This is a genomic window from Acidovorax sp. GW835-FHT14G06, assembly GCF_058793595.1.
Map to the genome: position 1 here is coordinate 122,469 of NZ_JBXAGA010000005.1, position 26,350 is coordinate 148,818.

Below are 26,350 nucleotides of genomic sequence, written 5' to 3' on the forward strand. Positions count from 1 at the left end.
CATATTCCACTATCGCTACCGACCTGCACAGCCTCAAATCCGGTCACACCGGGGTGACCGGCGCCTCACCCGCCAGATGGCGCCGGGCGTTCTCCATGAACCGGTCCACCGAGGCCTGCACCGCTTCGGGCGACCAGCCCGCCACGTGGGGCGTGAGCACCACGTTGTCCAGGTCCAGCAGCTCGGCAGGGGGCGTAGGCTCGCTCTCGTACACATCCAGGCCCGCCGCAGCAATGCGGCCTTCGCGCAGCGCAGCCGCCAGGGCGGCGGTGTCGATCACGCTGCCGCGCGCAATGTTGACCACCACGCCGCGCGCGCCCAGCGCATTCAGCACGTCTGCGTTGACCAGGTGCCTGGTGCCCGCGCCGCCCGGCGTGGCGACCACGAGGAAGTCCGCCCATTCGGCCAGCGCCGTGACATCGGCAAAGTAGCGGTAAGGCACATCGGTGCGTGCACTGCGGTTGTGGTAACCCACCTCGATCTCGAAGCCCAGCGCGCGCTGGGCAATCTTCTTGCCGATGGTGCCCAGGCCGATGATGCCCAGCCGCTTGTGCGACACATTGGGCGGCAACGGCAAGGCCGTGCGCCAGATGCCGGCACGGGTGGCCTTGTCCAGCGGCAGGATGCGGCGCTGCGCCGCGATCAGCAGGCCCCAGGTGTGGTCGGCCACGCAGTCGTCGTTGGTGCCCGCGCCCGTGGCCACCACAATGCCGCGCGCCTTGGCATGGGCTACGGCCACGTTCTCATACCCTGCGCCCAGCGCGCAAATCAGCGTGAGCGCGGGCAGCGCATCGATCTGCGCCGGGCTCAGGCCCACCGCACCGATGGTGAGCACCACACGCACTTGGCTGCCGTGCTGCGCGATGGCGGTGGCGGCCTGCGATGCATCGGGGGCGTAGATCACTTCAAAGGTCTGGGCCATCTGGGCGATGTGCTCTTCAGACAAAAACATGAGGGCAAGAAGGACGGGCTTCATGGATTACAAATCGCGAAACAAATGAAAGAGAGAGGGGTGCCGCTCAGGCGGCAGCATCGCTTTGCTGGAGCGACCACATGCTGGCGTAGCGACCGCCGAGGGCCAGCAGCTGTGCATGGGTACCGCGTTCGATGATGCGGCCAGCGTCCATGACCAGGATCTCGTGGGCGTCCACCACGGTGGAGAGGCGGTGCGCAATTACCAGCGTGGTCTTGTTCTGCGCCACGCCCTGCAGCTCGGCCTGGATGGCGCGTTCGTTGGCGGAGTCCAGCGCACTGGTGGCTTCATCAAAGATCAGGATGGGTGGGTTCTTGAGCAGGGTGCGCGCAATGGCCACGCGCTGCTTTTCACCGCCCGAGAGCTTGAGCCCGCGCTCGCCCACCATGGTGGCGTAGCCCTTGGGCGTGCTGGCGATGAAGTCATGGATGCGGGCGGCGCGGGCGGCAGCCTCAATCTCATCCTGGCTGGCGCCAGTGCGGCCATAGGCGATGTTGTAGGCCACGGTGTCGTTGAACAGCACCGTGTCCTGCGGGACGATGCCAATCGCCTGGCGCACGCTCGCCTGCGTCACGCTACGGATCTCCTGCCCCGCAATGGTGATGCGCCCCTGCTGGATGTCGTAGAAGCGAAACAGCAGCCGGGCCAGTGTGGACTTGCCCGAACCCGAAGGCCCCACCACCGCCACCGTCTTGCCCGCCGGGATCTCGAAGCTGATGCCCTGCAGGATGGGTCGGCCGCTGCTGAGGTCGCTGCCTTGGCGCACGTCGTAGGAAAAGTGCACGTCCTCAAAGCGCACGGTGGGCTGGTTAAGCCCCGCCAGCGGCTGGGCGCCGGGTCCGTCGGCCACTTCGCGCTCTTTGTCCATGAGCGTGAACATCTTGTCCAGGTCGGTGAGGCTCTGCTTGATCTCGCGGTAGATCACGCCCAGAAAGTTGAGCGGGATGTACAGCTGGATCATGAAAGCATTGACCATGACGAGGTCGCCCAGCGTCATGCGACCATCGACCACGCCCTGAGTGGCCCGCCACAGCATGGCCACCAGGCCCAAGGCAATGATGAGCTGCTGGCCGGTGTTGAGCATCGACAGCGTGGTCTGGCTTTTTAGGCGGGCCAGGCGCAACCGCTCCAGGCTTTCGTCGTAGCGGCGGGCCTCGAAGCCTTCGTTGTTGAAGTACTTGACCGTCTCGTAGTTGAGCAGCGAATCCACGGCCTTGGAGTGTGCTGCCGAGTCGAACTCGTTGGCCTCGCGGCGGAACTTGGTGCGCCACTCGGTCACCAGCACCGTGTAGGCGATGTACAGCACCAGCGCGGCCAGCGTGATCCAGGCAAACCAGGCATCGAACTTGACGGCCAGGACACTCAACACCAGGATCACCTCGATCAAGGTGGCAAACACGTTGAACAGCGAAAACGAGATCAGTGACTCGATGCCGCGCACACCGCGTTCGATGTCGCGCGTCATGCCGCCGGTCTGGCGCTCCAGGTGAAAGCGCAGGCTCAGCGCGTGCAGGTGCTCGAACGTCTGCAGCGCAATGGAGCGCGCTGCACCCTGCGTAGCCTTGGCAAACACCAGCTCGCGCAGCTCGGTGAACAACGAGGTGGACAGGCGCAGCGCCCCGTACGCCACCAGCAAGCCCACCGGCACCACCAGCAGCGCGGCGGGGTCGCCAGGCTTGAAGGCCATCGCGTCCACCAGTGTCTTGAGCAGCAGCGGCACGCTGACGTTGGCCAGCTTGGCGCCCACCATGAACACAATGGCCGCCACCACGCGCCACTTGTATTGCCACAGGTAAGGGAGGAGCCGCCTCAGCGTGACCCAGTCGGACTTGGGGGGCGCGGGCGTGCCAGGGGTGGGGGGGGCGGTTTCGCCAAGGTGGCGCATGGGGGACAATTCCGGTTGTTGTTGTTTTTACCGACCCGGCTGATGCCAAGGTGGTTTTTTTGCGGGCCAGCCGCCTTGCAAAACCCCAGGTTCCGACAAGGATTGGCTCAGCCCCAACCGAGATTGTGCCCATGTCTGCCGTTTTCAGCCCACCACCCGCCGCATTGCCCACCGACAAGGAACTGGTGCTCAAGGTCATCCCCATGCCCGCCGACACCAATGGCAATGGCGACATCTTTGGCGGCTGGGTGATGGCGCAGGTGGATTTGGCGGGCTCTGTGCTGCCGGCCCGCTACATCCAGGGCCGCATGGCCACAGTGGCGGTCAATGAATTCATCTTCAAGCAGCCCGTGCGCGTGGGCGACATCCTGTCGTTCTTCTCGGCCATCACACGGGTGGGCAACACCTCGGTCACCGTGGAGGTGGAGGTGTATGCCGAACGATTTACCGACCAGGGCCGGTATGTGAAGGTGACGGAGGCGCGCCTGACCTATGTGGCCATCGACGACCAAGGCAGGCCGCGCCCAGTGCCCAAGCACAACGCGCCGGCGTGAGCCACCGAACGGACTGACCGCGCCTATCGGGGCGCGGTTGTTAGTGCCGATCAGGCTGCCAGCGCGGCTGGCTCAGCCCTCAAGGGGGCTGCTGCCCGCTGTGTACTGCTGGACGACGATGCGGAAAAACCGGCCTCAATCTCACCCGCCAGCTGACCGCCCTCTTCCACCACCAGTTTGCCGTAGCGGATCTTGCCGTTGACCTTGCCGGTGCTGTAGATCACCAGCTTCTGGCGCACGGTGAGTGTGCCGTTGAACTCGCCATGGATCTCGGCAATGTCGATCTCGGCAGAGCCCTTGAAGGCGCCATGCTCAGCAATCTGGATCACGCGTGAATCCATCGTTGCCTCGACCGTGCCTTCGACCACGAGCGTGTCGCAGTCGGTGATCTCTACGCCCTTGAGCTTGATATTCGGGCCCACGGTGAGCTTGCTGCCCGAGCTGTCAGTGGCGCTGCCCGATTTGGGAGCAGCCGGAGCAGGCACCGGCTGCGCAGGTACGGCGCTGCTGGCCGCAGTGCCGCCCAATACGGAGCCTGAGGTGGTGCTGTTACGGGGTTGGAACGACTCGGGTTCACGCTTGCCAAAGAAAGGGTTTTGCACGGCCATCAGATCTCCTTGAAAAGAGAGTCATCGTAGGTTTCGTGCCCCGTGAAAGATGCCTTGGTTACGCAAGAACGGTAACCAAACGGTTCTCTCGTAGCATGCGCTTGCAAGGCTTGCGGGATCACACATCCGGCGCATGGCAACGCCCCTTGGCGAGGCGGCTCAGGAGCGCGTCCCAATCAAGAGACGATGTAAGCCGCAGCTCCGGCCGACATGATCTGCCCATCCGGCCCCAGAAACTCCATGCGCGTGGTTGCGACACGCGAACCCAGGCGCAGCACCTGTGCGCGCAATTCGAAGTGGCTGCCAATGCCGGGGCGCAGGTAGTCGATGCGCAGATCGATGGTGCCCAGCTTGGCAAAGCGGTGCAGGCGCTGCTCGGGTGCTTCGTCCAGGTGTTTGGCGCCAATCGCGGCCATCACCGCCAGCCCGCCCATGGCGTCGAGCCCTGCGCTGATCACGCCGCCGTGGATGCGGTTGTAGGCATAGTGGCCCACCAGGTCCGGTTTCATGTCGATGCGACCCACCACACCATCGGGTGCCAGTGACGTGATCTTCAGGCCCAGCACCTGGTTGAACACGATTTTTTCTTCAAAGATGGATTTGAGCCCGGCGATGAACTCGGGCTCAAAAGCCTGTGGCTGGGGGGAAATGGTTTTGCTCATGGTGTGCTGTGTGCGGACCTGCAGCGCACTGCGCCCACCGGTCCGATGACTCCTGTTTTTATAGCTGCTGGCGCTTGATGCACCAGCACCTGAAGGCATTTTGGCTTAAAACCTACCGTGGCGCCCTTGTCCAGCGGCAAAACGCGAGGCGCCACGCAGCGCATCGGCCAGGCATTCGCGGCCACCCGCCCACTCCTGCAGCAAGGCCTGCTGCAAAGGCAAGCCCTCTGCCGCCAGCGCGCTGGCGCGGTCTGCACGCAGGGTGGCCTGCGGGAAGGCGGCCAACTGATGGGCCAGCGCCAGGGCGGCCTCCAGCGCCTGCCCGGCAGGCACCACGCGGTTGCACAGCCCCATGCGCAGGGCTTCGTCAGATTCCACCTTGCGCCCGGTCAGGATCAGGTCGAGCGCGTGCGACAGCCCGACAAGGCGCGGCAGGCGCACGGTGCCGCCATCGATCAGCGGCACGCCAAAACGGCGGCAGAACACGCCCATGTAGGCGTCCTCCGCCATCACGCGCAGGTCGCACCACAGCGCCAGCTCCATGCCGCCGGCCACAGCGGCGCCTTCGATCGCCGCGACCACCGGCTTGGACAGATGCAGGCGGCTCGGCCCCATGGGCCCTGGAGGGTGGACCTTATCGGCCGTGAAGTCCAGCGTCTCTGCGAGCGCCTCGGGCGCGACGCCGTCTGCCAGCAGACGCGCGCCCGACTGCAGATCCCAGCCCGCACAAAAATGCCCGCCAGCGCCCTGGAACACCGCCACATTGGCGCTGTCGTCTTGCTCAAAGGCCACAAAGGCTGCGTGCAGCGCGTGGGCGGTCGCGGCATCCACCGCGTTGCGCACACCAGGCCGGCGCAATGTCACCAGCGTGACACCACCTTGCGTTTCCACCTCTACGGACATGCGGCTCTCCTGTGGTCTGGTGCTCAGAACCTGCTCGCGCACCCGACGTTACTCCTATTGCGCAGGGTGCAGCGCTGCGTCAATATCCGCCGCTACCCGCCCCCACCCCATCAGGGTTAGCCCCGAGTGCGATATGCACAGCGCGCGTGCACCATTATTTATGCAAAGCAATCGCTTTGTAAAAATATTCTGCAGGACCTGCGCGAGCAACGATGCACCTGGCACATGCCCACAAGGCATACGCCCCGCTCTTACCCGCTTTGCGTATCACTTATTCTGGAGAGCCAGTGTGCAATTTGTGCAACTGTTGATCAGCGGTGTCTCCCAGGGGTGCATCTACGGCCTGATTGCGCTGGGCTTCGTGCTCATCTACAAGGCCACGGAGACCGTGAGTTTTGCCCAGGGCGAACTCATGATGCTCGGCGCGTTTTGCGGGCTGGCACTCATGACGGTGCTGGGCTTTCCCTTCTGGGTGGCAGTGCTCGCCAGCATCCTGGCCATGGGCTGCTTTGGCGTCGTGCTGGAGCGTGCAGTGATCCGCCCTATCCTGGGCCAGCCAGCGTTCTCCATCGTCATGCTCACCATCGGCATCGGCTACGTGCTGCGTGGGCTGGTGACCATGATCCCCAACATCGGCACCGAAACGCACACGCTGCCCGTTCCCTACAAGGACCTGTCGTTCCGCCTAGGCGCGCTGGTGCTCAACGCCGAACAGCTGGTGGTGATCGGCGCCACGGGCGTGTTGTGTGTGCTGCTGTTTGCCATGTTCCGCTACAGCAAGCTGGGCATTGCCATGCAGGCCTCGTCGCAGAACCAGCTGGCCGCCTACTACATGGGTATTCCGGTGCAGCGCCTCAACGGCCTGGCCTGGGGCCTGGCCGCTGCCGTGGCGGCGGTGGCAGGCCTGCTGCTGGCGCCCATCACCTTTGTGCACGCAAACATGGGGCTGATCGGGCTCAAGGCCTTCCCGGCCGCCGTGGTGGGCGGCTTTGGCAGCCTGCCTGGTGCCATCGTGGGCGGGCTGGTGATTGGCATTGTCGAATCGCTCTCAGGTTTTTATCTGCCCGACGGCTTCAAGGACACGGCTGCGTACATCGTGGTACTGGTCATGTTGATGGTCAAACCGAATGGGCTGTTCGGCGAAAAGCTGCGCAAGAAGGTGTGACCCCATGAGATTCATCTTCAAGACCAGCTACGAACAAGACCTGCGCCTCGCCAAACATGGCGGGCATGTGTTCTGGTACAGCCTGTTGTGCCTGGCGCTGCTGGCCGCGCCGTGGGTGGCGCCCGAGTATTGGCTGGCCCAGCTCACCTTTGTGCTGATCTACGCCATCGTGGGCTTAGGCCTCATGCTGCTGGCCGGGTTCACGGGGTTGTTCTCACTCGGACATGCGGCCTTCCTCGGCGTGGGGGCGTACACGCAGGCGGTGCTCACCGGCATGGGCTGGCCGTTTGCGCTGTCGCTGGCCTGCGCGGCGGGGTTGTCGGCCGCCGTGGGTGTGGTGGTAGGGCTGCCCGCGCTGCGGGTAAAGGGCATCTACCTGGGCATGGCCACACTGTCGTTCGGCTTTATCGTGGAAGAAGTGTTTGCGCGGTGGGAGTCGGTCACAGGCGGCAACTCCGGCAAGCATCTGGTGCCGCCCGAAATCTGGGGATTCAAGTTCGAGTCCACCGAGTCGTTCTACTTTTTGTGCCTGGTGATCGCCGTGGTCAGCACGCTGGCCATTCTGAACCTGCTGCGATCGCCCACCGGCCGGGCCTTTGTCGCTATTCGTGACTCAGAGATCTCGGCGCAGAGCATGGGTATTCACCTCGCCCGCTACAAGACGTTGTCGTTCTCGATCTCGGCGGCCCTGGCTGGCGTGGGCGGGGCTTTGTATGCGCACAAGCTGCAGTTCATCTCACCGGACCAGTTCAACATCCTGCAGTCCATCGACCTGCTGCTGATGATCGTGATCGGCGGCCTGGGATCGGTGCATGGTGCGTTCCTGGGGGCCATCTTCCTCATCACCATGCCCCAGATGATTTCGCTCTCCAAGGACTGGCTGCCCGCCGCCATCGGCCAGGCGCCCGGCCTGCAGGCAGTGGTCTATGGCGCGGTGCTGATCGCCTTTGTGCTGTTCGAACCCATGGGCCTGTATGGACGCTGGCTCAAGGTGCGCACCTGGCTGCAGATGTTCCCGTTCTACCGCAAGGGGCTGTTCAAGCGGCAGAAATCGTTCCAGAAATCGGATCGCTTGAAATGAAGCCCCCCCTGAGTCGCTTCGCGCCTTCCCCCTCTCTCGATTCGCTGCGCGATTCGGGAGGGGAACGCCCCCAGCGCGGCGGGGCGGCCCTTGCGCGGGGGCACTGGCCTCGGTCACGCCAGTCGCAAAGGCTGCGGACGGCATTCAGCACACTGGACCTGTGAAATGACCCAAATTGCTGTACCCATGACTGACGAAATCCTGCTCAGCGCCCAGAACCTCAGTGTGCGCTTTGGCGGCGTGCTCGCTGTCAACAACGTGAGCTTTGACGTGCGCCGTGGCGAGGTGTTCACCCTCATCGGCCCCAACGGCGCGGGCAAGACGACGGTGTTCAATCTCATCAGCCGCATCTACACGCCCACCACCGGCACCATCGCCTATGCGGGCCCGGGTGGCGCCCTGCTGCCACTGACCGACCAGCCTCCGCACAAGGTGGCAGGCCTGGGCATTGCACGCACCTTCCAGAACATCGAACTCTTCGAGCATGCGAGCGTGCTGCACAACCTGTTGATCGGCCGCCACACGCAGCAGCACAGCAGCCTGTGGGCCGAGATGTTCTTCACGCGCAAGGTGCGCGAAGGGGAAATTCAGGCCCGCGAGAAGGCCGAGCAGATCATCGACTTTCTCGATCTGCAGCACTATCGCGACACCATGGTCGCCGGCCTGCCCTACGGCGTGCGCAAGGTGGTGGAGCTGGCCCGTGCACTGTGCACCGAGCCGCAGTTGCTGCTGCTCGACGAGCCCTCGTCGGGCCTGAACGTGGAGGAGACCGACGACATGGCCTTCTGGATCCAGGACATCCAGCACGAGCTGGGCATCACCGTGCTGATGGTGGAGCACGACATGTCGCTGGTCTCCAAGGTGTCCGACCGCGTGCTGGCCATGAACCAGGGCGAGGTCGTGGCCATGGGCACGCCGCGCGAGGTGCAGTCGCACCCCGGGGTGATCGAAGCGTACCTGGGCACCATCGACGATGTGAGCAACCTGCGCCGCCCGGCGGGTTCCAACCTGGGGGTTCGGGCATGAGCACCGTACTTGCCGCCGTCCAACCACCGGTCGCAGCAGGAGTTGACCAACCCCTGCTGCGCCTGCAGAACGTGGAAAGTGCCTACGGCCCCATCAAGGCCATCCGGGGCGTCAGCCTGCAGGTGCGGCGCGGCGAGATCGCCGCCGTACTGGGCAGCAACGGCGCAGGCAAGACCACCATCCTGAAGACCATCAGCGGCATCATCGACCCCCGCAAGGGCTCCATCGAATTCCAGGGTGCCGACATCACCGCCAACGATCCAGCGGCCATCGTGCGCCAGGGCCTGATGCACGTGCCCGAGGGGCGCGAGGTGTTTGCGCTGCTTTCGGTGCGCGACAACCTGCTCATGGGCGCCTACACCCGCAGTGATGCCGACGCCGTGGCCCGCGACATCGAAACGGTGTATGGCTACTTCCCCATCCTGAAGGAGCGCGCAGCGCAGGACGCCGGCCTGCTATCAGGCGGGCAACAGCAGATGCTGGCCATCTCGCGTGCGTTGATGGCCAACCCAGCACTCATCCTGCTGGACGAGCCCAGCCTGGGCCTGTCCCCCAAGCTCACCAAGGAGATCTTCGAGATCGTGGTGCGCATCAACCGTGAGCGCGGCACCACCATCCTGCTGGTGGAGCAGAACGCCAACATGGCGCTCAACGCATCGGACTACGGCTACGTGCTGGAGAACGGCCGCATCGTGATGGAAGACAGCTGCGAGCGCCTGCGCGAGAAGGACGACATCAAGGAGTTCTACCTTGGGATGAAAGATGTCGGCGTGCGCGGAGAGCGGCGCTGGAAGAAAAAGAAGACCTGGAGATAAGCGCAAATGTCTAACCTCTGGGACCTCGATCACATCCAGCCCGCAGGCACCGACGTGCTCGCAGGCGACACCATCGCCGCCATGTTCTGGAACGCCGTGGCCGAGCGCGGCCCGCGCGTGTGGATGCGCCAGAAGGAGCTGGGCATCTGGAAGAGCTGGACCTGGGACCAGACGGCCGAAGCCGTGCGGGAGATTGCGGGCGGCCTGATGTCGCTGGGTTTTGCGCCCGGCGAATGTGCATCCATCCTGTCCAACACCAATATCGAATGGGTGCTGGCCGATCTGGCCGTGCTGAGCTGCGGCGGCGTGGCCAACGGCATCTACCCCACTGACGCGGCGGCGCAGGTGCACTACCTGAGCGAAGACTCTCGCACCACCGTGCTGTTTGTGGAAGACGATGAACAGCTCGACAAGGCGCTGGAAGTGCGCGACGGGCTGCCCCTGCTGCGCAAGGTGGTGGTGTTCGACATGGAAGGCCTGCGCAGCCTGAACGACCCCGATGTGCTGAGCCTTGCAGGCCTGCGCGAGCTGGGCAGGGCCTGGAATACACAACACCCCGACGCGCTGATGCAGCGCGTCAAGGCCTGCCGACCCGAAGACCTGGCCATCCTGGTCTACACCTCGGGCACCACCGGCAAGCCCAAGGGCGCCATGCACACGCACGCCGCGCTCACCTACACCGTGCGCGGCTACAACACGCTGATCTCGCGCAGTGAGGCCGACGAGACCATGTGTTTTCTGCCCCTGTGTCACATCGCAGAGCGCATGGGGGGCGAATACTTCTCGCTCTACACCGGCGCGCGCCTGAACTTTGTCGAGAACCCCGACACCGTGCCCGAGAACGTGCGCGAGATCGCACCCACGGTGTTCACCGCCGTGCCGCGGGTATGGGAGAAGTTCTATTCGGGCGTGATGATCGCGCTCAAGGAATCCACGCGCATGCAGCAGGCGGCCTATGCCTGGTCGATTGGCGTGGGCACCCGCATCGCAGATCGGGTGCTGGCCGGACAGCCGGTGGGCGGTTTGCTGAAGGCGCAGTTCATGCTGGCGCGCTTTCTGGCGCTCAACAATGTGCGCAAGCTCATCGGCATCCACCGTGCGCGCTTTCTGGTCACAGGCGCAGCGCCCATTTCGCCCGATCTGGTGAAGTGGTACCTGGCGCTGGGCGTGCCCATGCTGGAGGTGTGGGGCATGACCGAGACCTGCGGCGCCTCCACTGGCGTACCCGCCAGCCGCATCAAACCCGGCTCCATCGGCCCGGCGGCCAGCTACAACGAGGTGCGCATCGACCCCGCCACGGGCGAGATCCTGGTGCGTGGCCCCAATGTGTTCAAGGGCTATCTCAACCAGCCCGAGAAAACCGCTGAAACCATCGACCCCGAAGGCTGGCTGCACACGGGCGATGTGGGCCTGATCGACGCCGATGGCTACCTGCGCATCACCGACCGCATGAAGGACATCATCATCACGGCGGGCGGCAAGAACATCACGCCCAGCGAGCTGGAGAACGAACTCAAGTTCAGCCCGTACGTCACCGATGCGGTGGTCATTGGCGACAAGCTGCCCTACCTCACGGTGATCATCATGATCGACCAGGAGAACGTGGAGAAGTACGCACAGGACAACGACGTGCCGTTCTCCAACTACGCCAGCCTGACCCGCACGCGCGAGGTGCAGGAGCTGATCCAGGGCGAAATCGACCGCGTGAACGCCAAGTTCGCCCGCGTGGAGCAGATCAAGAAGTTCTTCCTGCTCGATACGCAACTCACGGCCGAGGACGAAGAACTGACACCCACCATGAAGCTCAAGCGCAAGCTGGTGCAGCAGAAGTACGCACCGCAGATTGAGGCGATGTACCGGTAGGTGCGCACGTCACGCAACCACAGGCCACGCCCATCAGGATAGGGAAAGTGCTGGTGCCCCACCCCGGGCATCGTTCTATAACGAGCAACCGAGTTCGATCCAACCAAAGGAGACGTGCCATGAAACTTCATCACATTGCCGCGCTGGCCATCGTGGCCATGGCCGGAGGTGCTGCACAGGCGCAGCCCAGCCAGGGCGTGAGCAAGGACACCATCACGCTGGGTTCCATCCAGGATCTGTCCGGCCCGCTGGCGGGCTTTGGCAAACAGGTGCGGCTGGGCATGATGCTGCGCGTGGACGAGGCCAACGAGCAAGGCGGCGTCAATGGCCGCAAGCTGGACCTGAAGGTGGAAGACTCGGGCTACGACCCCAAGAAAGCCGTGCTGGCCGCGCAAAAGCTCGTGAACCAGGACAAGATCTTCATGATGGTGGCGCACATCGGCACGGCGCAAAACCTGGCCGCCATGCCCGTGCAGTTCAGCAAGAATGTGATCAACTTCTTCCCGGTGACGGCCGCGCGGGAAATGTACGAGCCCTTCCACAAGCTCAAGTATTCGTTTGCCGCCACTTACTACGACCAGATCCGCCTGGCAGCCCCCAAGCTCATCAAGGAAAAGGGCGCCAAGAAGATCTGCACCATCTACCAGGACGATGAATTTGGCCTGGAGGTGATGCGCGGGGGCGAGGCGGCACTCAAGTCCATGGGCATGGACTTCACCGAGAAGACCTCGTACAAGCGCGGCGCCACCGACTTCTCTTCACAGGTCGCCAAGATGAAGTCGTCCGAATGCGACTTCGTGATCCTGGGCACCATCATCCGCGAAACCATCGGCACGATTGGCGAGGCGCGCAAGACGGGCTTTAACCCCACTTTCCTGGGCTCCAGCGCCGCCTACACCGACCTCATCCACAAGCTGGGCGGCAAGCCCATGGACGGGCTGTACGCCACCATGACGGTGCAACACCCCTACCTGGATGAAGCCAGCCAGCCCATCCGCTTCTGGGCCAACAAGTACAAGACCAAGTTCAACGAAGACCCCACCGTGTTCTCGGTCTACGGCTACAACGCGGTCGATGCATTCATCAAGGCGGCCCAGAAGGCAGGCCCCAACCTGAGCACCGACAGCTTCATCAAGGCCATGGACACCATGGTGATTCCGCCCGACATGTTCGGCAGCGCCGAGGGCACCTTTGGCCCACAAAAGCGCCTGGGCAGCGATCTTTCTCGCCTGTCGCAGATCACCGATGGCAAGTGGAAGGTGGTCTCCGACTACGTCAAGCCATGAGCGTCTGACCCGCCTCCTTCAAGCCGCCTTCGGGCGGCTTTTGCGTTTCAGGGGGTGCATCCCGGCTCAGTCGGTGGCAGAATTTAACCAAGCAGTAACTTTGCATAAATAACCTGGTTGCCCACCATGATCGAACGCACCCTCTTCCAGCCCGACCACCAGGCCTTTGCCAACAGCTTTCGCCGCTTTATCGAGAAAGAAGTGACGCCCCACCACGCCGCCTGGGAAGACCAGGGCTATGTGGCGCGCGAGGTGTGGAGCCAGGCGGGCGCCAACGGCTTTCTGTGCATGAGCCTGCCCGAGGAGTACGGCGGCGCCGGGGCCGACAAGCTGTATTCGGTGGCGCAGATGGAAGAGCTGGCGCGTGCAGGCACCACCGGCATCGGCTTTGGTCTGCACAGCGAGATCGTGGCGCCGTACATCCTGCACTACGGCACCGAGGAACAAAAGCGCAAGTACCTGCCGCAAATGGCCAGCGGCGCCGTGGTGGGCGCCATCGCCATGAGCGAGCCGGCCGCGGGCAGCGACCTACAAGGCATCAAGACCACCGCCATCAAAAGTGCGGACGGGTCGCACTACGTGCTGAACGGCAGCAAAACCTTCATCACCAACGGCTGGCATGCCGACCTGGTGATTGTGGTCGCCAAGACCGACCCGGCGGCCGGGGCCAAGGGCACCAGCCTGTTGCTGGTGGAGCGCGGCATGCCCGGTTTTGAAAAAGGCCAGCGCCTCAAGAAGATGGGCATGAAGGCGCAGGACACATCCGAGCTGTTCTTCAACGACGTGCAGGTGCCGGTGGACAACCTGCTGGGCGGCCCCGCAATGGAAGGGCGCGGCTTCATCTGCTTGATGGAGCAGCTGCCCTGGGAGCGCCTGCAGATCGCCATCACCGCCGTGGCCGCCGCCCAGGCTGCGATTGACTGGACGCTGGACTACGTCAAGCAGCGCAAGGTCTTTGGCCAGAGCGTGGCGTCATTTCAAAACACCCGCCACACCCTGGCCGAGCTGCAAACGCAGGTGCAGGTGGCCCGCGTGTTCGTGGACAAATGCTGCGAGCTGATCGTGCAGGACGAGCTCGACACCGAAACCGCTAGCATGGCCAAGTACTGGACGACCGACCTGCAGTGCAAGGTGATGGACGAATGCGTGCAGCTGTTTGGCGGCTACGGCTACATGTGGGAATACCCCATCACCCGCGCCTACGCCGATGCACGCGTGCAGCGCATTTATGGCGGCACCAACGAGATCATGAAAGAAGTGATTGCACGGGCCATGGGCCTGGGCAAATAACGGAATGCACCGCGCCGTGAATAACGCAGTGCCCGACTCCCGGCACCACGTCGCAGTGGACGCCGAATGCCGCTACAGGTACCAGGCGGCGCGCGCTTCCTCGGGGCTCAGCGGCGCACCGGGGCGGCGGTCGGTGACATTCAGCCAGGAGCGCACACCCTGGCTGCCGCTCAGCGCGCGCATCAGCAGCAAGCCTGCGCCAATGCCGCGTATGGCCGCCGAGCTGCGGCTGGGCGCCATGAAGGCCGCCACCGCCAGCGCACTGGATGCCGCCAGCACGACATGGTGCTCCAGCGCAAATCCTTCGCGCGTGTCGTCGTATTCGATGGCGCTGCGAGCGATGCGCTCCAATGCAGGGGATGTATTTCGTTCCATAGCCAGAAATGTAGATAGCAACCGCCGAAAGATAGTGCAAAAACCACTGCACCCGCGTCAGAAAGCACCTTGTAGTGGCGTGAGCCAGCCCAGCTGCTTTATCGCCGCACTGCTTGAAGTTTAGAGAAACCACCGGAGACCATTCATGACCGAAGCCTATGTATTCGATGCGCTGCGCACCCCGCGCGGCAAGGGCAAGAAGGACGGCACCCTGCACGAGGTCAAGCCCATCGACCTGCTGGCAGGCCTGCTGGCCGAGCTACAAACGCGCCACCGCTTTGATACGGCGGCGGTGGACGACGTGGTCATGGGCATCGTCTCGCCCGTGGGCGAGCAGGGCTCGGTGTTGCCCAAGGTCGCAGCACTCAAGGCCGGGTGGGACTTTCGCTGTGCGGGCGTGCAGGTCAACCGCTTCTGCGCATCGGGCCTGGAGGCCGTGAACCTGGCCGCACAAAAAGTGCGCAGCGGCTGGGAAGACCTGGTGGTGGCGGGCGGAGTGGAGAGCATGAGCCGCGTGCCCATCGGCTCCGACGGCGGCGCCTGGGCGCAAGACCCCGCCACCAACTCCGCCACGCTGTTCGTGCCCCAGGGCATCGGCGCCGACCTGATCGCCACGCTGGACGGCTACACCCGCGCCGATGTGGACGCCTTCGCGCTCGAATCGCAGCGCCGCGCCACCGCCGCGCGCGCCGCCGGCTACTTCAAGAATTCGGTCGTGCCCGTGCGCGACTTCATCGGCCAGACCATCCTGGCCGAAGACGAATTCATCAAGCCCAAGACCACGCTCGAAGGCCTGGGTGCGCTCAAGGCCTCGTTCGAGCAACTGGGCGGCATGGGCTTTGACGCCGTGGCGCTGCAGCGCTACCCGCAGGTGGAGCGCATCCACCACGTGCACCACGCGGGCAACTCTTCCGGCATCGTGGACGGTGCCGCCGCCGTGCTCATCGGCAACGAGGCTGCCGCCAAGGCCCATGGCCTCACGCCCCGCGCGCGCATCGTGGCCACAGCGCTCAGCGGTGCAGACCCCACCATCATGCTCACCGGCCCTGTGCCCGCTGCCAAGAAGGCGCTGGCCCGTGCGGGCATGACCATCGACCAGATCGACCTGTTTGAAGTGAACGAGGCCTTTGCCGCCGTGCCCATGCGCTTCATGCGCGAGCTGGGCGTGCCCCACGACAAGGTCAACGTGAACGGCGGCGCCATCGCCATGGGCCACCCGCTGGGCGCCACGGGCGCCATGATCCTCGGCACCCTGATCGACGAGCTGCACCGCCGGGGCCAGCGCTATGGCCTGGCCACGCTGTGTGTGGGCGGCGGCATGGGCATTGCCACCATCGTCGAGCGAATCTGATTGACTGGGAAGGAGACAACAACATGCAAACCATCCGCTACGAACTCATCCCCGCCCAGGGCACCGAAGACCAGGTCGCCGTCATCACGTTTGACGAAACCAATTCCCCCGTCAACACCATGTGCCGCCAGTGGCAGCAAGAGCTGGGCGAGGTCACGGCCCAGGTGCTGGGCGACCGCGAACGCCTGGGCGCTGCCCTCAAGGGCATCGTGCTTGCATCGGCCAAGACCAGCTTCTTTGCCGGCGCCGACCTCAAGGCCACCATGCGCCTCACACCCGCCGATGCGCCCAACGCGTTTGGCGAAATCGAGCGCATGAAGAAGCACTTCCGCACGCTCGAAACGCTGGGTATCCCCGTGGTGGCCTGCCTCAATGGCGCAGCGCTGGGCGGTGGGTGGGAGGTGGCGCTGGTCGCCCACTACCGCATCGCCGTGGCCGACCCCAAGATCCAGTTCGGCCTGCCCGAGGTCACGCTGGGCCTGATGCCCGGCGCCACTGGCGTGACCAAGATGACGCGCCTGCTGGGCCTGATGGGCGCACAGCCCTACATCCTGAAAGGCAAGCTCTTCAACCCCGCCGAAGCGCTGGAGCTGCAACTGGTGCACGAACTGGTGGCCACGCGCGATCAGCTGCTGCCCGCCGCCCTGGCCCACATCGCCACCCACCCGCACGCGGTGCAGCCGTGGGACGACAAGAACTACAAGATGCCCGGCGGCACGCCCGCCAACCCCAAGATTGCAGGCGCCCTCACCGTTGCGCCCGCCATGCTCAAGAAGACCACGCGCGGCCGCTACCCTGCGCCCGAGGCGGCCCTCGCCGCCATGGTCGAAGGCGCAATGGTGGACTACGACACCGCCCTGCGCATCGAAAGCCGCTACCTCGCCCGCCTGATGACCGGCCCCGTGGCGCGCAACATGATCAACACGTTCTTCTTCGACATGAACGCAATCAAGAGCGGCAAGTCGCGCCCAGGCACGGCCCCACGCTACAAGCCGCAAAAGGTCGGCATCCTGGGCGCCGGCATGATGGGCGCGGGCATCGCCTGGGCCCAGGCCAGCCGGGGCATCGCCACCGTGCTCAAGGACGTGAGCACCGAGAAAGCCGAGGCGGGCAAGGCCTACAGCGCCAAGCTCACCCAGGCCCGCGTGGACAAGGGCCGCATGACGGCCGAGGCGCAGCAAACGCTGCTCTCGCGCATCACGCCCACCGCCAGCGCGGCCGACCTGGCGGGCTGCGACCTCATCATCGAAGCCGTGTTTGAAAGCCGCGACCTCAAGGCCAAAGTCACACAAGAGGCCGAGCCGCAGCTGGCGCCCGGCGGCTTCTTTGCCAGCAACACCTCCACACTGCCCATCAGCGGCCTGGCTACGGCCAGCAGCCAGCCCGAGAAGTTTGTCGGCATCCACTTCTTCAGCCCCGTGGACAAGATGAAGCTGGTGGAGATCATCCGCGGCAAGCAGACCGATGACGAAACCGTGGCCCGAGCGTTCGACTACGTGCAGGCCCTGGGCAAGGTGCCCATCGTGGTCAACGACTCCCGCGGCTTCTACACCAGCCGCACCTTCGGCACCTTTGTGATGGAAGGCGCCGCCATGCTGGGCGAAGGCATCCCCGCTGCCGCCATTGAAAACGCCGCCATGCAGGCCGGCCTGCCCGTGGGCCCGCTGGCCGTGCTGGACGAAACCGCGCTGACCCTGAGCGTGCACGTGCTGGACCAGACCCGCGCCGACTACGCCGCTGAAGGCAAGACCTACACCGCCACCCCTGGCGAGCTGCTGGTAGAGCGCATGGTCAAGGAATTGAAGCGCCCAGGCCGCGCCGGTGGCGGCGGCTTTTACGACTACCCCGCAGGCGCCAAGAAGCACCTGTGGCCGGAGCTGAAACCTCTGTTCGAAAAGCCCGGCGTGGAGTGGAGCGTGCACGAGATCCAGGACCGGCTGCTCTACCGCCAAGCCATCGAAACTGCGCGTTGCCTGGCCGAGGGTGTGCTAACCAGCGTGCATGACGCGAATATCGGGTCGATCTTTGGGATTGGGTTTCCAGCGTGGACTGGGGGGGCGATGCAGTTTATCTATGGCGCTGACATCGGTGCGTTCTTCAAGCGCGTGGATGAGCTGGCGCAGAAGTATGGGCAAGGGTTTGCGCTGGACGAGAAGGTTAAAGACACAGTTAAAAATTTCCGGCCTGCGTACTGAACTACGAGGAATGGATCTGAAGCATCACTATCATCGCCATCCTTTATACGACTCATTTGAAGGATGAACGCACTTACGCAAGAGCGAGCAGAGCAGCTCGCGAACGATATCTACCGCAAAGCGACGCCAGTCATTCACATTCACAACCTTGGAGGGAAACGCTGGCGACGGAATGTCCCTCCGACCGATGGTCGCTATGGTCCATGGCTCCAAGCGAAGTACACAGTTCTAGATTCCGGGCTTTGGGGGGACCGTGTCCCATGCCTCTATTTAGTAGCAGGCCGGCATGATGGCGTCATTCGCTATGTTGGAATTTCTCGCAATCGCATGCGCGATCGCTGGCGTGAGTCACCGGCTGTAGATCACGAGACTGGATTGAAAATCGAAAACCAACTCTTTCATAGCCAATGTTGGCGACACTTGGAAATCGAACTGCGCAATGCGAGCGTGACTGACTACGAAGTCCGGTGCATCAACGGACATGATCTGCGCGTCGCTATCGAACGCCTGGGGCCTCCGCTCTCTGGCTTTGCTGCATTGGGCGACGATCCGGAAGGTATTGCAGCAAGTGTTGAGCGCTGGATGTGTAACAACAAGAGCCCCCGACTGGTCTCGTGGAACACAGCAATGACCGGGAAAAGGAAATAGTGCTGCCTCAGAAGCCCTGAACATGAGCCTAGCTACTTCACTCCGTGCAAATTGGTCATTCCTAACTTGATTTGCCGAACTACTGAATCAGCGCCGCGTTGAAAGTACTACAGGCGTGCACTTTGGTCGCATCTATCGAGCCACGGGTTAATCGACGCCGCTCGTCGCCTCCCGCGCAGCGGCCGATCTTGATACTGCCTCCCCAGCGCGGCAGCCTCTTCCTATAAGCCCGCCTCTTTCAACCCCAACATCCCCCGCGCCTCCTGCGGCGACGCCACCTCCCGCCCCGCATTCCGTGCGTACTCCGCCAGTTTCTCAATCAACGGCCCATTCGAATCCGCCTTGGTCCCGTCCGGCAGATAGAAAGTGTCCTCCAGCCCGGTGCGCAAATGCCCGCCCAGCTCGGCCACGCGCTGGTGCACGGGCCAGATCTCGCTGCGGCCGATGACGGTGGCTTGCCAGGGGGCGTCCTTGATCTTGAGCTTGAGCAAGATGGGCAGCAGGTCGGGGTCCGCAGGCATGCCGGATTCGACGCCCATCACAAAGTTGTATTCGGGCAGGCGCTCGGTGTACATGCCGGTCTGCACATACATCTCCACGCAGCGCACGATGCCCACGTCGAAGCACTCAAACTCGGGCAACGTACCGGTCTCCAGCATTACGTCGATGAAGTCCTTGACCTTGGCGGGCTGGTTGTCGAACAGCATGGGCGGCCAGGCCCAGGTGCCGTTGCTGCGCACCTTCAGGTAGTTGAGCGAGCCGGCGTTGCACGCTGCCATCTCGGGGCGGGTGGCGCGCAGGCAGTCGAGCGGGCCCTGGTAGTTGGGGCCGACCACGCCGGTGGTCTGATTGATGATCAAACGCGGGCAGGCTTCGCGCATGGCTTGCACGCAGTCGCGCGCCACCTGCGGGTCCCAGCTGGGCAGGTGGCCCTTGCCGGGCTCCTGGTTGCGAAAGTGCACGTGGACCACGGCGGCGCCTGCGTCGCAGGCACGGCGGGCCTCTTGGGCCAACTGCTCGGGCGTGACGGGCACGTGGTGCTGGCCGGGGTCGGTCAGCACGCCGGTGATGGCGCAGGTGATGATGGCTTTGTTGCTGTGGTCGGTGCTATGCATGGTGCCTGTCTCCTTCATTCAAATGCCCAGCTGGCGTGCAGCCAGGTCTTTCATGATTTCTTCCGCACCGCCGCCGATCATCATGACCTTGACCTCGCGGTAGATACGCTCGCTGACGGTGCCGCGCATAAAGCCCATGCCGCCCAGGATCTGCACAGCCTGGTCGGCGCAGAACTGCATGGTTTGGGTGGCGTGGTTCTTGAGCAGGCACACCTGCGCTACCCACTCGGGGCCGGTGCGGCCCGCGTCGGCCTGTGCGGCCACGGACTCGCACCACGCGGCGGTGGACTGGATGCGCATCTGCATGTCCACCAGCTTGTGGCGGATGACCTGGTGCTCCACCAGCGCGGTGCCAAAGGTCTTGCGCTGGCGGGCCCAGGCCAGGGCCTCGTCGTAGCAGGCCTCGGCAAAGCCCAGGGCCGATGCGGCCAGGCCAAAACGCTCGCCGTTGAAGTTGGCCATGATGATGCGAAAGCCCGCACCCTCTTCGCCCAGCAGGTAGCGGGCGGGCACGCGCACGTTGTCGAAGCGCAGGTGGGCGGTGTCGGAGCAGAGCCAGCCCATCTTGTCGAGGCGCGTGCGCGACAGGCCCGCGCTGTGGCCGGGGATGAGGAGCATGGAGATGCCTGAGCTGCCCTTGCTTCCCGCATCCCCAGTGCGCACGGCCACGGTTATCCAGTCCGCACGCATGCCGGAGGTGATGAACACCTTTTCTCCATCGACGATGTAGTCATCCCCCTCACGCCGCGCAGTGGTCTTGAGCTGGGCCACGTCTGACCCGCCGCCGGGTTCGGTAATGGCCAGCGCGGCAATCTGCTCGCCCGCCAGCACGGGCGGGATGACCTCGGCGCGCACCGCGTCGCTGCCATGCGCCAGCACCGGCGGCAGGCCGATGTTGTGCGACAGCAGGCTGGCCAGCACGCCGCCGCTGGCACCGTGGCGGCTGAGCGCGCGCCACAGCGGCAGGCGCAAGGCGTAGCTGGCAGGCGTGCCGCCGTACTGCTCGGGGTAGCCCAAGCCCAGCAGGCCCAGGTCGGCCGCGCGGCGGTACAGGCTGCGGGGGAATTCACCGGCCGCGTCCCAGGCGCCCACATGCGGGGCGATCTCGGCGCGGGCGAAGCGGGTGACGGTGTCGGTGAGTGCGTTGCGGTCTTCGTCGCTCACAGAACTTGCATCGGACGTGACGGTCATGCGGGCGCTCCTTGCGTGGCGGGTGCAAAGCGGACCAGCACCTGGCCGGGCGACACCTGCTGGCCGGGGGCCACCAGCAGCTCCGCCACGGTGGCGGCTGCGGGGCTGGCCAGGCTGTGTTCGAGCTTCATGGATTCGATGACCACCACCGTATCGCCCGCCGCCAGCGCCTGGCCTGCGGCCACGGGCAGTGCGACCACCTTGCCGTTGAAGGGCGCGCGCAACTCCGTCGCACCGCCCGCCGCACCCGCGCGCGCAGCGGGCTCCCACGATGCGTCCTCCACCCAGCCATCCACACCACCGGTTTGCCAGTGCCAGCGCCGGGGGCCCACCGCCACGCAGTGCACACCACGCTGGGGCAGTTGCAAAGTCACGGGCTCTGCCCCGGCCTGCTCTACCTGCAGCCGCCCACCGCCCAGCTCGCGCACGGCGATGGAGTGCACCTCGCCCTGGTGGCGCAGCCGCAGGGGCCGGGCCATGGCACAAGGCAGGTCCGACGGCGTATTTGAAGCAAAAATGGCCGATAGCGCCGAAGGAATATGCACTGATAGCTCATTATTTGATAGCAACCGCTGCAGCTCGTGGGCATGCTCCGCCAGGAACGGCACCAGCGCCTGGCCGCTGGCAAACACGGGGTGCTGCAGGCAGGCCGCCAGAAACGCGCGGTTGGTGGGCAGGCCCAGCACGCGGGTGCCCTGCAGCGCACGCACCAGCGCGGCAATGGCCTCGGGCCGCGTGGGCGCGTGCACGATGAGCTTGCCCAGCATGGCGTCGTAGTGAGGCGTGACCTCTGCCCCCTCTTCCAGCGCATGGTCAAAGCGCAGCGCGCCCGGCGCAGCCCGCTCAAACGCGGTGGCCGGTGGTGCGCTGAACTGCAGCACGCGGCCGGTGTGGGGACGGAAGTGCGCGTCTTCGGCACACAGGCGCACTTCGATGGCGTGGCCTTGCAGATGCACCTGGTCTTGCGTGAGCGGCAGCGGCTCGCCTCGCGCCACGCGGATTTGCCACTCCACCAGGTCCAGCCCGGTGAGGGCTTCAGTCACCGGGTGCTCCACCTGCAGGCGGGTGTTCATCTCCATCAAGAAGAATTCAGCCCCGTCCAGAAGGAATTCCACCGTGCCCGCACCCACATAGCCAGCGGCCTGTGCCAGCGCCACGGCGCAAGCGCCCATGCGCTCGCGCAGCGCTGCGTCCACCGCCGGGCTGGGGGACTCTTCGATGATCTTCTGGTGGCGGCGCTGTACCGAACAATCGCGCTCGCCCAGGTGGATGCATGCGCCATAGGAGTCGGCAAAGACTTGCACCTCCACATGGCGCGGCTGCAGCAGTGCGCGTTCGATGAGCAAGTCGCCACAGCCAAAGCCGGCCAGCGCTTCGGATCGGGCACTCGCCAACGCCGCAGGCAACTGCGCCAGGTCGGTGACCAGGCGCATGCCGCGCCCTCCCCCACCCGCCACCGCCTTGACCATGAGGGGTGTACCGATGCGCGCAGCCTCGGCGGCAAAGCGTTCGTCGCTCTGGTCGTCGCCGGAGTACCCGGGCAAGCAGGGCACGCCGTGCGCATGGGCCAGGGCCTTGGCCCCCGACTTGTTGCCCAATGCGCGGATGGCGGCTGGCAAGGGGCCGATCCAGGTCAGGCCCGCATCGACCACGGCCTGGGCGAAGTCGGCGTTCTCGCTGAGGAAGCCATAGCCGGGGTGCACGGCATCGGCGCCGGTGGCACGGGCGGCGGCCAGCAGCTTGTCGGTGCGCAGGTAGGTGTCGGCGCTGGCCGCTCCGCCCAACGCCACCGCCTGAGTGGCCTCGCGCACATGCAGGGCGTTGGTATCGGGGTCGGAATAGACCGCCACCGTTTCGATGCCCATGCGGTGGGCGGTGTGAATCACCCGGCGGGCGATTTCGCCGCGATTGGCGATGAGGATCTTTTTCATAGGCTGTGCCCTCGCGGCTCCATCGCCCGCCTGCACGCTGCACGTGCACGGGCAATCTGCTTCGCCATGCCTGCGGCATGAACACCACGATTGGCGATGAGGATCTTTTTCATGGCTTCGCACTCCAGGGCGGCGCCTTGCGCGCAGCAAACGCCGCCAGCCCTTGCGGAGCCTCGGGGCCACGCAGCGCTTGCGAAAAAGCCATCGCCGCTTCGTCCAGCAGCGCGGGTAACGGCGTTTCGGCTTGGGCCAGCAACAAACGTTTGGTGGCGGCTACGGCTTGGGGTGCGGCGGCGGCGTGGCGTGCGATGGCAGCCCGTACAGCAGCATCCATGTCGCCCTCCACCACGTCATCGACCAGCCCCAAGCGCTGGGCAGCAGCGGCATCCCAGCGCTCGCCGGTCAGCAAACACCGCCGCGCAGCAGACGGGCCCAGGCGCCGCACCACAAAGGGCGCGATCTGCGCGGGCACGATGCCCAGCGTGACCTCGGGCGTAGCAAACTGCGCGCTGGTATGGGCCAGCACCTGATCAGCGCAGCACACCAGACCAAAGCCGCCGCCCATGGCCGCCCCCTCCACCGCCACGACGAGCCACTGCGGCAGCGCGCACAGGGCCTGCAGCAGCGCACCAAAGCGACGGTTCAGTGGCACCAGCGGGTCGGCCTCACCGGCGGCCAGGGGCTGGCCAATGGTCTTGGCAAAGCCGCCCAGGCTGCCCCCCGCGCAAAAGTGGCCACCCGCGCCGCGCAGCACCACGCCTCGCAGGTCGGCATCGGTTGCAGCCCGCTCACACGCGGCTATCAAACCGTCAACCACCGCCTCGGACAGCGCATTGCGGCTGGCCGGGTCGTTGAGCGTCCAGGTTTCCACACAGCCGCTGGCCAGCGGCGCGCGGGTTATCTGTAAAGGCATGTCAGGTCTCCACCGTGCTGCGCGCTACGCACGACATACGAAACTGGCGCGGCCCAGTGCCAGGGCAGCCGAGCAAGGGCCGCCCCGCAGCGAGGGCTGCGTCCCCCTGCCCGCATTGCGCAGCAATGCGAGAGCGGGGGGAAGCGACGAAGTCGCTCAGGGGGGTGTTCATCTCTTCGCGATGCCCATGAGCTTGGCGAGGATGCCCAGCATCACTTCGTCCGCACCGCCGCCGATGGACGCCAGCCGCCCGTCGCGGTACATGCGCGAGACCTTATTCTCCAGCGTGAAGCCCATGCCGCCCCAGAATTGCAGGCAGGTGTCGGGCACCTCGCGGTTCAGGCGGCCGGCCTTGAGCTTGGCCATGCTGGCCAGCTCCAGCACGTCCTGCCCGTTCACGTACAGATCGCAGGCGCGATAGGTGAGTGCGCGCAAAGCCTCGACCTCGGTCTTGAGTTCGGCCAGCTTGAACTGAACCCATTGCTGGTCGGCCAGCGTGCTGCCAAACAGCTTGCGCTCTTGCGCGTAGTCGATGGTCCACTGGATGCAGTGGTTCAGCGATTCGAGCGTGCTGGCGGCGCACCACAGGCGCTCTTCCTGGAACTGCTGCATCTGGTAGATGAAGCCCTGCCCTTCGGCGCCGATGCGGTAGCGCTGCGGGACGCGCACCTCGTCGAAGTAGATCAGCCCCGTGTCGCTGCTGTGCATGCCAATCTTGCGGATCTTCTGCGCCACCTCGATGCCCTTGGTGAGCTTGCCGCCGGGGCCATCGCGCATGGGCACCATCACCAGGCTCTTGTTCTTGTGCACGGGGCCTTCGCCGGTGTTGACCAGCATGCACATCCAGTCGGCCTGCAGGCTGTTGGTGATCCACATCTTCTGGCCGGTGATCACGTAGTCGTCGCCGTCCTTGCGCGCCACGCTCTTGATGCCCGACACATCGCTGCCCGCCTCAGGCTCGCTCACGCCGATGCAGCCCACCATGTCGCCTGCAATCGCGGGGGCCAGAAAGTTGCGCTTGAGTTCTTCGCTGCCGTAGCGCGCGAGCGCCGGGGTGCACATGTCGGTCTGCACGCCGATGGCCATGGGCACGCCGCCGCAGTGGATGTGGCCCAGCGCCTCGGCCATGGCCAGGCTGTACGAATAATCCAGACCTGCGCCGCCATACTCTTCGGGCTTGCACAGGCCCAGCAGGCCCAGGTTGCCCATCTTCTTGAAGACCTCGTGCGCGGGGAAGATCTCGGCCGCCTCCCACTCGTCCACATGGGGGTTGATCTCCTCGTCGATGAAGCGCTTGAGGGTCTTCTGGATCTCGCGGTGCTCGTGCGTGAACTGCATGGTGCTTGTCTCCTGCTGTTGTGTTGGTGTGCCTGCAAACCTCGATCACGAAAGCTGAAACTGCCCCAGCGGCTGGGGCCGCCCGTTGAGCACCAGCTCCACCTGGTGCGCGCCGGGGTAGTGGGTGCGTGTGGTCATCTGCTGCAGCGACAGCGTCTTGCCCACCGCCACGGTGGCGCCGGGTGCGATGTCCAGCGTCTGCAGCTTGAACACCTTGGGCGCCGCACCGCCGTGGGCCTTGACGTAGTGCACCTTGAGGTCGGCCAGCACGCGCTGTGGCTGCGGCGTGGGGTTGTGCAGTTCGGCCTCGATGCGCACCTTGTCGCCAATGCGTGCGCGGGCGGGCAGCACGCGCGCGGCCCGCACGTCCAGCGCCACGGCATGGCCCACGCCCAGGGCATCGAGCGCGCCAGCGTCGCCGCGTTTGATGAGAAAACGCAGGCCGTGGCGCACCAGGGCTTCGCGCGGGGCGGGCGCGCCCTGCAGCCAGGTGCGCGCGGTGCCCACGGCCAGGTCGGGGTGGTCCTTGGCGATGTCGCCCAGGTGGTTGGCCACGGAGCGGCGCACGTAAGACGATGGGTCATCCTTGAGCGCATCGAGCAAGGGCAGGGCCAGCTGCGGGTTGTTCTGGAATGCAGGCAAACGCGGTGCCCAGGGCAGGCGGGGCCGCGTGCCTTCGCTCACCAGGCGGCGCACATGGGCGTTGTCGTCGTGCGCCCAGTCGCGCAGCCGCGCAAGCGTGGCGCCCTGGTGGTGCAGCACGTAGGGGCGGATGCAGAACTCGGCGGTAAAGCGCTGGGTGAGTGCATGCTGCGCAGCCATCGCTGCCTCGAAATGCTGCAGGCCGTGTGCGCCGATGTACATGCTGTGCGGCAGGTACAGAAAGGCGCTGTACGGGCGGTCACCCGCATCGGGCTCACCCGCCGCATCGAGGCCCATGGGTGGGTCCATCGAATCGACCAGCACACCCAGCGCGCGGGGAACGTCTTGCGGCAGGTGGGTCTGCAGGGCCTGCGCAATGCGCTGACCGCGCGCCATCAACTCCAGCGATTCGTAGCCGGGCTCGATCTGGCGCAAGAAGGCTTTTGAGTCGAAGGACCGCCACGCGCGCCGCACCATGGCCGCAATGCGCGGCGGCACGGTGTCGTTCAGCAGGTGTTTGAGAGGCTCGGCCATTGTGGA

At 65.0% G+C, this 26,350-nt stretch carries 23 protein-coding genes; 11 read left to right on the forward strand and 12 right to left on the reverse strand.

What is annotated here, in order from left to right:
• Positions 1-43: 43 nt before the first annotated feature.
• Both AC1Q64_RS09980 and AC1Q64_RS09985 read right to left on the reverse strand, forming a co-directional pair.
• A complete protein-coding gene (locus AC1Q64_RS09980; RefSeq protein ID WP_492251215.1) occupies positions 44-976 on the reverse strand; it encodes a 2-hydroxyacid dehydrogenase in 933 nt (310 codons plus the stop codon).
• A gap of 43 nt (positions 977-1,019) precedes the next feature.
• Complete coding sequence (locus tag AC1Q64_RS09985; protein WP_492251216.1) at positions 1,020-2,858, reverse strand: ABCB family ABC transporter ATP-binding protein/permease; 1,839 nt, start codon at positions 2,856-2,858, stop codon at positions 1,020-1,022.
• A 131-nt stretch (positions 2,859-2,989) separates the two neighbouring features.
• On the opposite strand from AC1Q64_RS09985, the gene AC1Q64_RS09990 reads away from it, so the two are divergent.
• The gene (locus AC1Q64_RS09990; RefSeq protein ID WP_291434610.1) at positions 2,990-3,412 is read left to right on the forward strand and encodes an acyl-CoA thioesterase; all 423 of its coding nucleotides are present in this window, start codon (positions 2,990-2,992) and stop codon (positions 3,410-3,412) included.
• Between the two features lie 50 nt (positions 3,413-3,462).
• Here the strand turns inward: AC1Q64_RS09990 and AC1Q64_RS09995 are convergent, their stop codons facing one another.
• The 3 genes from AC1Q64_RS09995 to AC1Q64_RS10005 form a co-directional block, all read right to left on the reverse strand.
• Positions 3,463-4,020 carry a bactofilin family protein gene (locus AC1Q64_RS09995; RefSeq protein ID WP_492251217.1) on the reverse strand — a complete coding sequence of 186 codons (558 nt, stop codon included), beginning with the start codon at positions 4,018-4,020 and terminating at the stop codon, positions 3,463-3,465.
• Between the two features lie 176 nt (positions 4,021-4,196).
• Positions 4,197-4,682 (reverse strand): thioesterase family protein, encoded by a 486-nt coding sequence (locus AC1Q64_RS10000; protein ID WP_291434614.1) that lies wholly within the window; start codon positions 4,680-4,682, stop codon positions 4,197-4,199.
• A gap of 105 nt (positions 4,683-4,787) precedes the next feature.
• On the reverse strand, positions 4,788-5,585 hold the full coding sequence (locus tag AC1Q64_RS10005) for a crotonase/enoyl-CoA hydratase family protein (RefSeq protein WP_492251218.1): 798 nt from the start codon (positions 5,583-5,585) through the stop codon (positions 4,788-4,790).
• Positions 5,586-5,874: 289 nt separating this feature from the next.
• Between AC1Q64_RS10005 and AC1Q64_RS10010 the strand changes: the two genes are divergently transcribed.
• The 7 genes from AC1Q64_RS10010 (at position 5,875) to AC1Q64_RS10040 (ending at position 14,111) form a co-directional block, all read left to right on the forward strand.
• The gene (locus AC1Q64_RS10010; protein WP_291434618.1) at positions 5,875-6,750 is read left to right on the forward strand and encodes a branched-chain amino acid ABC transporter permease; all 876 of its coding nucleotides are present in this window, start codon (positions 5,875-5,877) and stop codon (positions 6,748-6,750) included.
• A gap of 4 nt (positions 6,751-6,754) precedes the next feature.
• Positions 6,755-7,831: a branched-chain amino acid ABC transporter permease gene (locus tag AC1Q64_RS10015; protein ID WP_291434620.1), complete on the forward strand. Its 1,077-nt coding sequence runs from the start codon at positions 6,755-6,757 to the stop codon at positions 7,829-7,831.
• Positions 7,832-8,017: 186 nt separating this feature from the next.
• Positions 8,018-8,857 (forward strand): ABC transporter ATP-binding protein, encoded by an 840-nt coding sequence (locus AC1Q64_RS10020; protein ID WP_492251418.1) that lies wholly within the window; start codon positions 8,018-8,020, stop codon positions 8,855-8,857.
• A complete protein-coding gene (locus AC1Q64_RS10025; protein WP_492251219.1) occupies positions 8,854-9,672 on the forward strand; it encodes an ABC transporter ATP-binding protein in 819 nt (272 codons plus the stop codon). Before AC1Q64_RS10020 ends, AC1Q64_RS10025 begins: the two co-directional genes overlap by 4 nt.
• Positions 9,673-9,678: 6 nt before the next feature.
• Positions 9,679-11,535: an AMP-dependent synthetase/ligase gene (locus AC1Q64_RS10030; protein ID WP_492251220.1), complete on the forward strand. Its 1,857-nt coding sequence runs from the start codon at positions 9,679-9,681 to the stop codon at positions 11,533-11,535.
• A gap of 119 nt (positions 11,536-11,654) precedes the next feature.
• Positions 11,655-12,821 (forward strand): ABC transporter substrate-binding protein, encoded by a 1,167-nt coding sequence (locus AC1Q64_RS10035; RefSeq protein ID WP_492251221.1) that lies wholly within the window; start codon positions 11,655-11,657, stop codon positions 12,819-12,821.
• Positions 12,822-12,947: 126 nt separating this feature from the next.
• Positions 12,948-14,111 (forward strand): acyl-CoA dehydrogenase family protein, encoded by a 1,164-nt coding sequence (locus tag AC1Q64_RS10040; protein WP_492251222.1) that lies wholly within the window; start codon positions 12,948-12,950, stop codon positions 14,109-14,111.
• Between the two features lie 72 nt (positions 14,112-14,183).
• Here AC1Q64_RS10040 and AC1Q64_RS10045 read toward each other — a convergent pair whose 3' ends face one another.
• Positions 14,184-14,486 (reverse strand): hypothetical protein, encoded by a 303-nt coding sequence (locus tag AC1Q64_RS10045; protein WP_492251223.1) that lies wholly within the window; start codon positions 14,484-14,486, stop codon positions 14,184-14,186.
• Between the two features lie 145 nt (positions 14,487-14,631).
• Between AC1Q64_RS10045 and AC1Q64_RS10050 the strand changes: the two genes are divergently transcribed.
• The 3 genes from AC1Q64_RS10050 (at position 14,632) to AC1Q64_RS10060 (ending at position 18,680) form a co-directional block, all read left to right on the forward strand.
• On the forward strand, positions 14,632-15,837 hold the full coding sequence (locus AC1Q64_RS10050) for an acetyl-CoA C-acetyltransferase (RefSeq protein WP_492251224.1): 1,206 nt from the start codon (positions 14,632-14,634) through the stop codon (positions 15,835-15,837).
• Positions 15,838-15,860: 23 nt separating this feature from the next.
• Complete coding sequence (locus tag AC1Q64_RS10055; protein WP_492251225.1) at positions 15,861-18,032, forward strand: 3-hydroxyacyl-CoA dehydrogenase NAD-binding domain-containing protein; 2,172 nt, start codon at positions 15,861-15,863, stop codon at positions 18,030-18,032.
• Positions 18,033-18,407: 375 nt separating this feature from the next.
• Positions 18,408-18,680, forward strand: coding sequence for a hypothetical protein (locus tag AC1Q64_RS10060; RefSeq protein ID WP_492251226.1), 273 nt, complete (start codon positions 18,408-18,410; stop codon positions 18,678-18,680).
• A 221-nt stretch (positions 18,681-18,901) separates the two neighbouring features.
• On the opposite strand, the gene AC1Q64_RS10065 is transcribed toward AC1Q64_RS10060, so the two are convergent.
• The 6 genes from AC1Q64_RS10065 to AC1Q64_RS10090 form a co-directional block, all read right to left on the reverse strand.
• Complete coding sequence (locus AC1Q64_RS10065; protein ID WP_492251227.1) at positions 18,902-19,795, reverse strand: beta-keto acid cleavage family enzyme; 894 nt, start codon at positions 19,793-19,795, stop codon at positions 18,902-18,904.
• 18 nt (positions 19,796-19,813) lie between these two features.
• The gene (locus AC1Q64_RS10070; protein ID WP_492251228.1) at positions 19,814-20,986 is read right to left on the reverse strand and encodes an acyl-CoA dehydrogenase family protein; all 1,173 of its coding nucleotides are present in this window, start codon (positions 20,984-20,986) and stop codon (positions 19,814-19,816) included.
• Positions 20,983-22,917 (reverse strand): acetyl/propionyl/methylcrotonyl-CoA carboxylase subunit alpha, encoded by a 1,935-nt coding sequence (locus AC1Q64_RS10075; RefSeq protein WP_492251229.1) that lies wholly within the window; start codon positions 22,915-22,917, stop codon positions 20,983-20,985. The genes AC1Q64_RS10070 and AC1Q64_RS10075 overlap by 4 nt, the downstream gene beginning before the upstream one ends.
• 109 nt (positions 22,918-23,026) lie before the next feature.
• Positions 23,027-23,830 (reverse strand): enoyl-CoA hydratase/isomerase family protein, encoded by an 804-nt coding sequence (locus AC1Q64_RS10080; RefSeq protein WP_492251230.1) that lies wholly within the window; start codon positions 23,828-23,830, stop codon positions 23,027-23,029.
• 168 nt (positions 23,831-23,998) lie between these two features.
• Entirely contained in the window at positions 23,999-25,168 is a 1,170-nt protein-coding gene (locus AC1Q64_RS10085; RefSeq protein WP_492251231.1) for an acyl-CoA dehydrogenase family protein, read from the reverse strand.
• Positions 25,169-25,213: 45 nt separating this feature from the next.
• On the reverse strand, positions 25,214-26,344 hold the full coding sequence (locus tag AC1Q64_RS10090; RefSeq protein WP_492251232.1) for a DNA alkylation repair protein: 1,131 nt from the start codon (positions 26,342-26,344) through the stop codon (positions 25,214-25,216).
• Positions 26,345-26,350: the final 6 nt, after the last annotated feature.

Excerpts from the sequence above, each read along its gene's own strand:
- AC1Q64_RS09980 (WP_492251215.1), bottom strand. The coding sequence starts at position 976 with ATGAAGCCCGTCCTTCTTGCCCTCATGTTTTTGTCTGAAGAGCACATC.
- AC1Q64_RS09985 (WP_492251216.1), bottom strand. The coding sequence starts at position 2,858 with ATGCGCCACCTTGGCGAAACCGCCCCCCCCACCCCTGGCACGCCCGCG.
- AC1Q64_RS09990 (WP_291434610.1), top strand. The coding sequence starts at position 2,990 with ATGTCTGCCGTTTTCAGCCCACCACCCGCCGCATTGCCCACCGACAAG.
- AC1Q64_RS09995 (WP_492251217.1), bottom strand. The coding sequence starts at position 4,020 with ATGGCCGTGCAAAACCCTTTCTTTGGCAAGCGTGAACCCGAGTCGTTC.
- AC1Q64_RS10000 (WP_291434614.1), bottom strand. The coding sequence starts at position 4,682 with ATGAGCAAAACCATTTCCCCCCAGCCACAGGCTTTTGAGCCCGAGTTC.
- AC1Q64_RS10005 (WP_492251218.1), bottom strand. The coding sequence starts at position 5,585 with ATGTCCGTAGAGGTGGAAACGCAAGGTGGTGTCACGCTGGTGACATTG.
- AC1Q64_RS10015 (WP_291434620.1), top strand. The coding sequence starts at position 6,755 with ATGAGATTCATCTTCAAGACCAGCTACGAACAAGACCTGCGCCTCGCC.
- AC1Q64_RS10020 (WP_492251418.1), top strand. The coding sequence starts at position 8,018 with ATGACTGACGAAATCCTGCTCAGCGCCCAGAACCTCAGTGTGCGCTTT.
- AC1Q64_RS10025 (WP_492251219.1), top strand. The coding sequence starts at position 8,854 with ATGAGCACCGTACTTGCCGCCGTCCAACCACCGGTCGCAGCAGGAGTT.
- AC1Q64_RS10030 (WP_492251220.1), top strand. The coding sequence starts at position 9,679 with ATGTCTAACCTCTGGGACCTCGATCACATCCAGCCCGCAGGCACCGAC.
- AC1Q64_RS10035 (WP_492251221.1), top strand. The coding sequence starts at position 11,655 with ATGAAACTTCATCACATTGCCGCGCTGGCCATCGTGGCCATGGCCGGA.
- AC1Q64_RS10040 (WP_492251222.1), top strand. The coding sequence starts at position 12,948 with ATGATCGAACGCACCCTCTTCCAGCCCGACCACCAGGCCTTTGCCAAC.
- AC1Q64_RS10045 (WP_492251223.1), bottom strand. The coding sequence starts at position 14,486 with ATGGAACGAAATACATCCCCTGCATTGGAGCGCATCGCTCGCAGCGCC.
- AC1Q64_RS10050 (WP_492251224.1), top strand. The coding sequence starts at position 14,632 with ATGACCGAAGCCTATGTATTCGATGCGCTGCGCACCCCGCGCGGCAAG.
- AC1Q64_RS10055 (WP_492251225.1), top strand. The coding sequence starts at position 15,861 with ATGCAAACCATCCGCTACGAACTCATCCCCGCCCAGGGCACCGAAGAC.
- AC1Q64_RS10065 (WP_492251227.1), bottom strand. The coding sequence starts at position 19,795 with ATGCATAGCACCGACCACAGCAACAAAGCCATCATCACCTGCGCCATC.
- AC1Q64_RS10070 (WP_492251228.1), bottom strand. The coding sequence starts at position 20,986 with ATGACCGTCACGTCCGATGCAAGTTCTGTGAGCGACGAAGACCGCAAC.
- AC1Q64_RS10075 (WP_492251229.1), bottom strand. The coding sequence starts at position 22,917 with ATGAAAAAGATCCTCATCGCCAATCGCGGCGAAATCGCCCGCCGGGTG.
- AC1Q64_RS10080 (WP_492251230.1), bottom strand. The coding sequence starts at position 23,830 with ATGCCTTTACAGATAACCCGCGCGCCGCTGGCCAGCGGCTGTGTGGAA.
- AC1Q64_RS10085 (WP_492251231.1), bottom strand. The coding sequence starts at position 25,168 with ATGCAGTTCACGCACGAGCACCGCGAGATCCAGAAGACCCTCAAGCGC.
- AC1Q64_RS10090 (WP_492251232.1), bottom strand. The coding sequence starts at position 26,344 with ATGGCCGAGCCTCTCAAACACCTGCTGAACGACACCGTGCCGCCGCGC.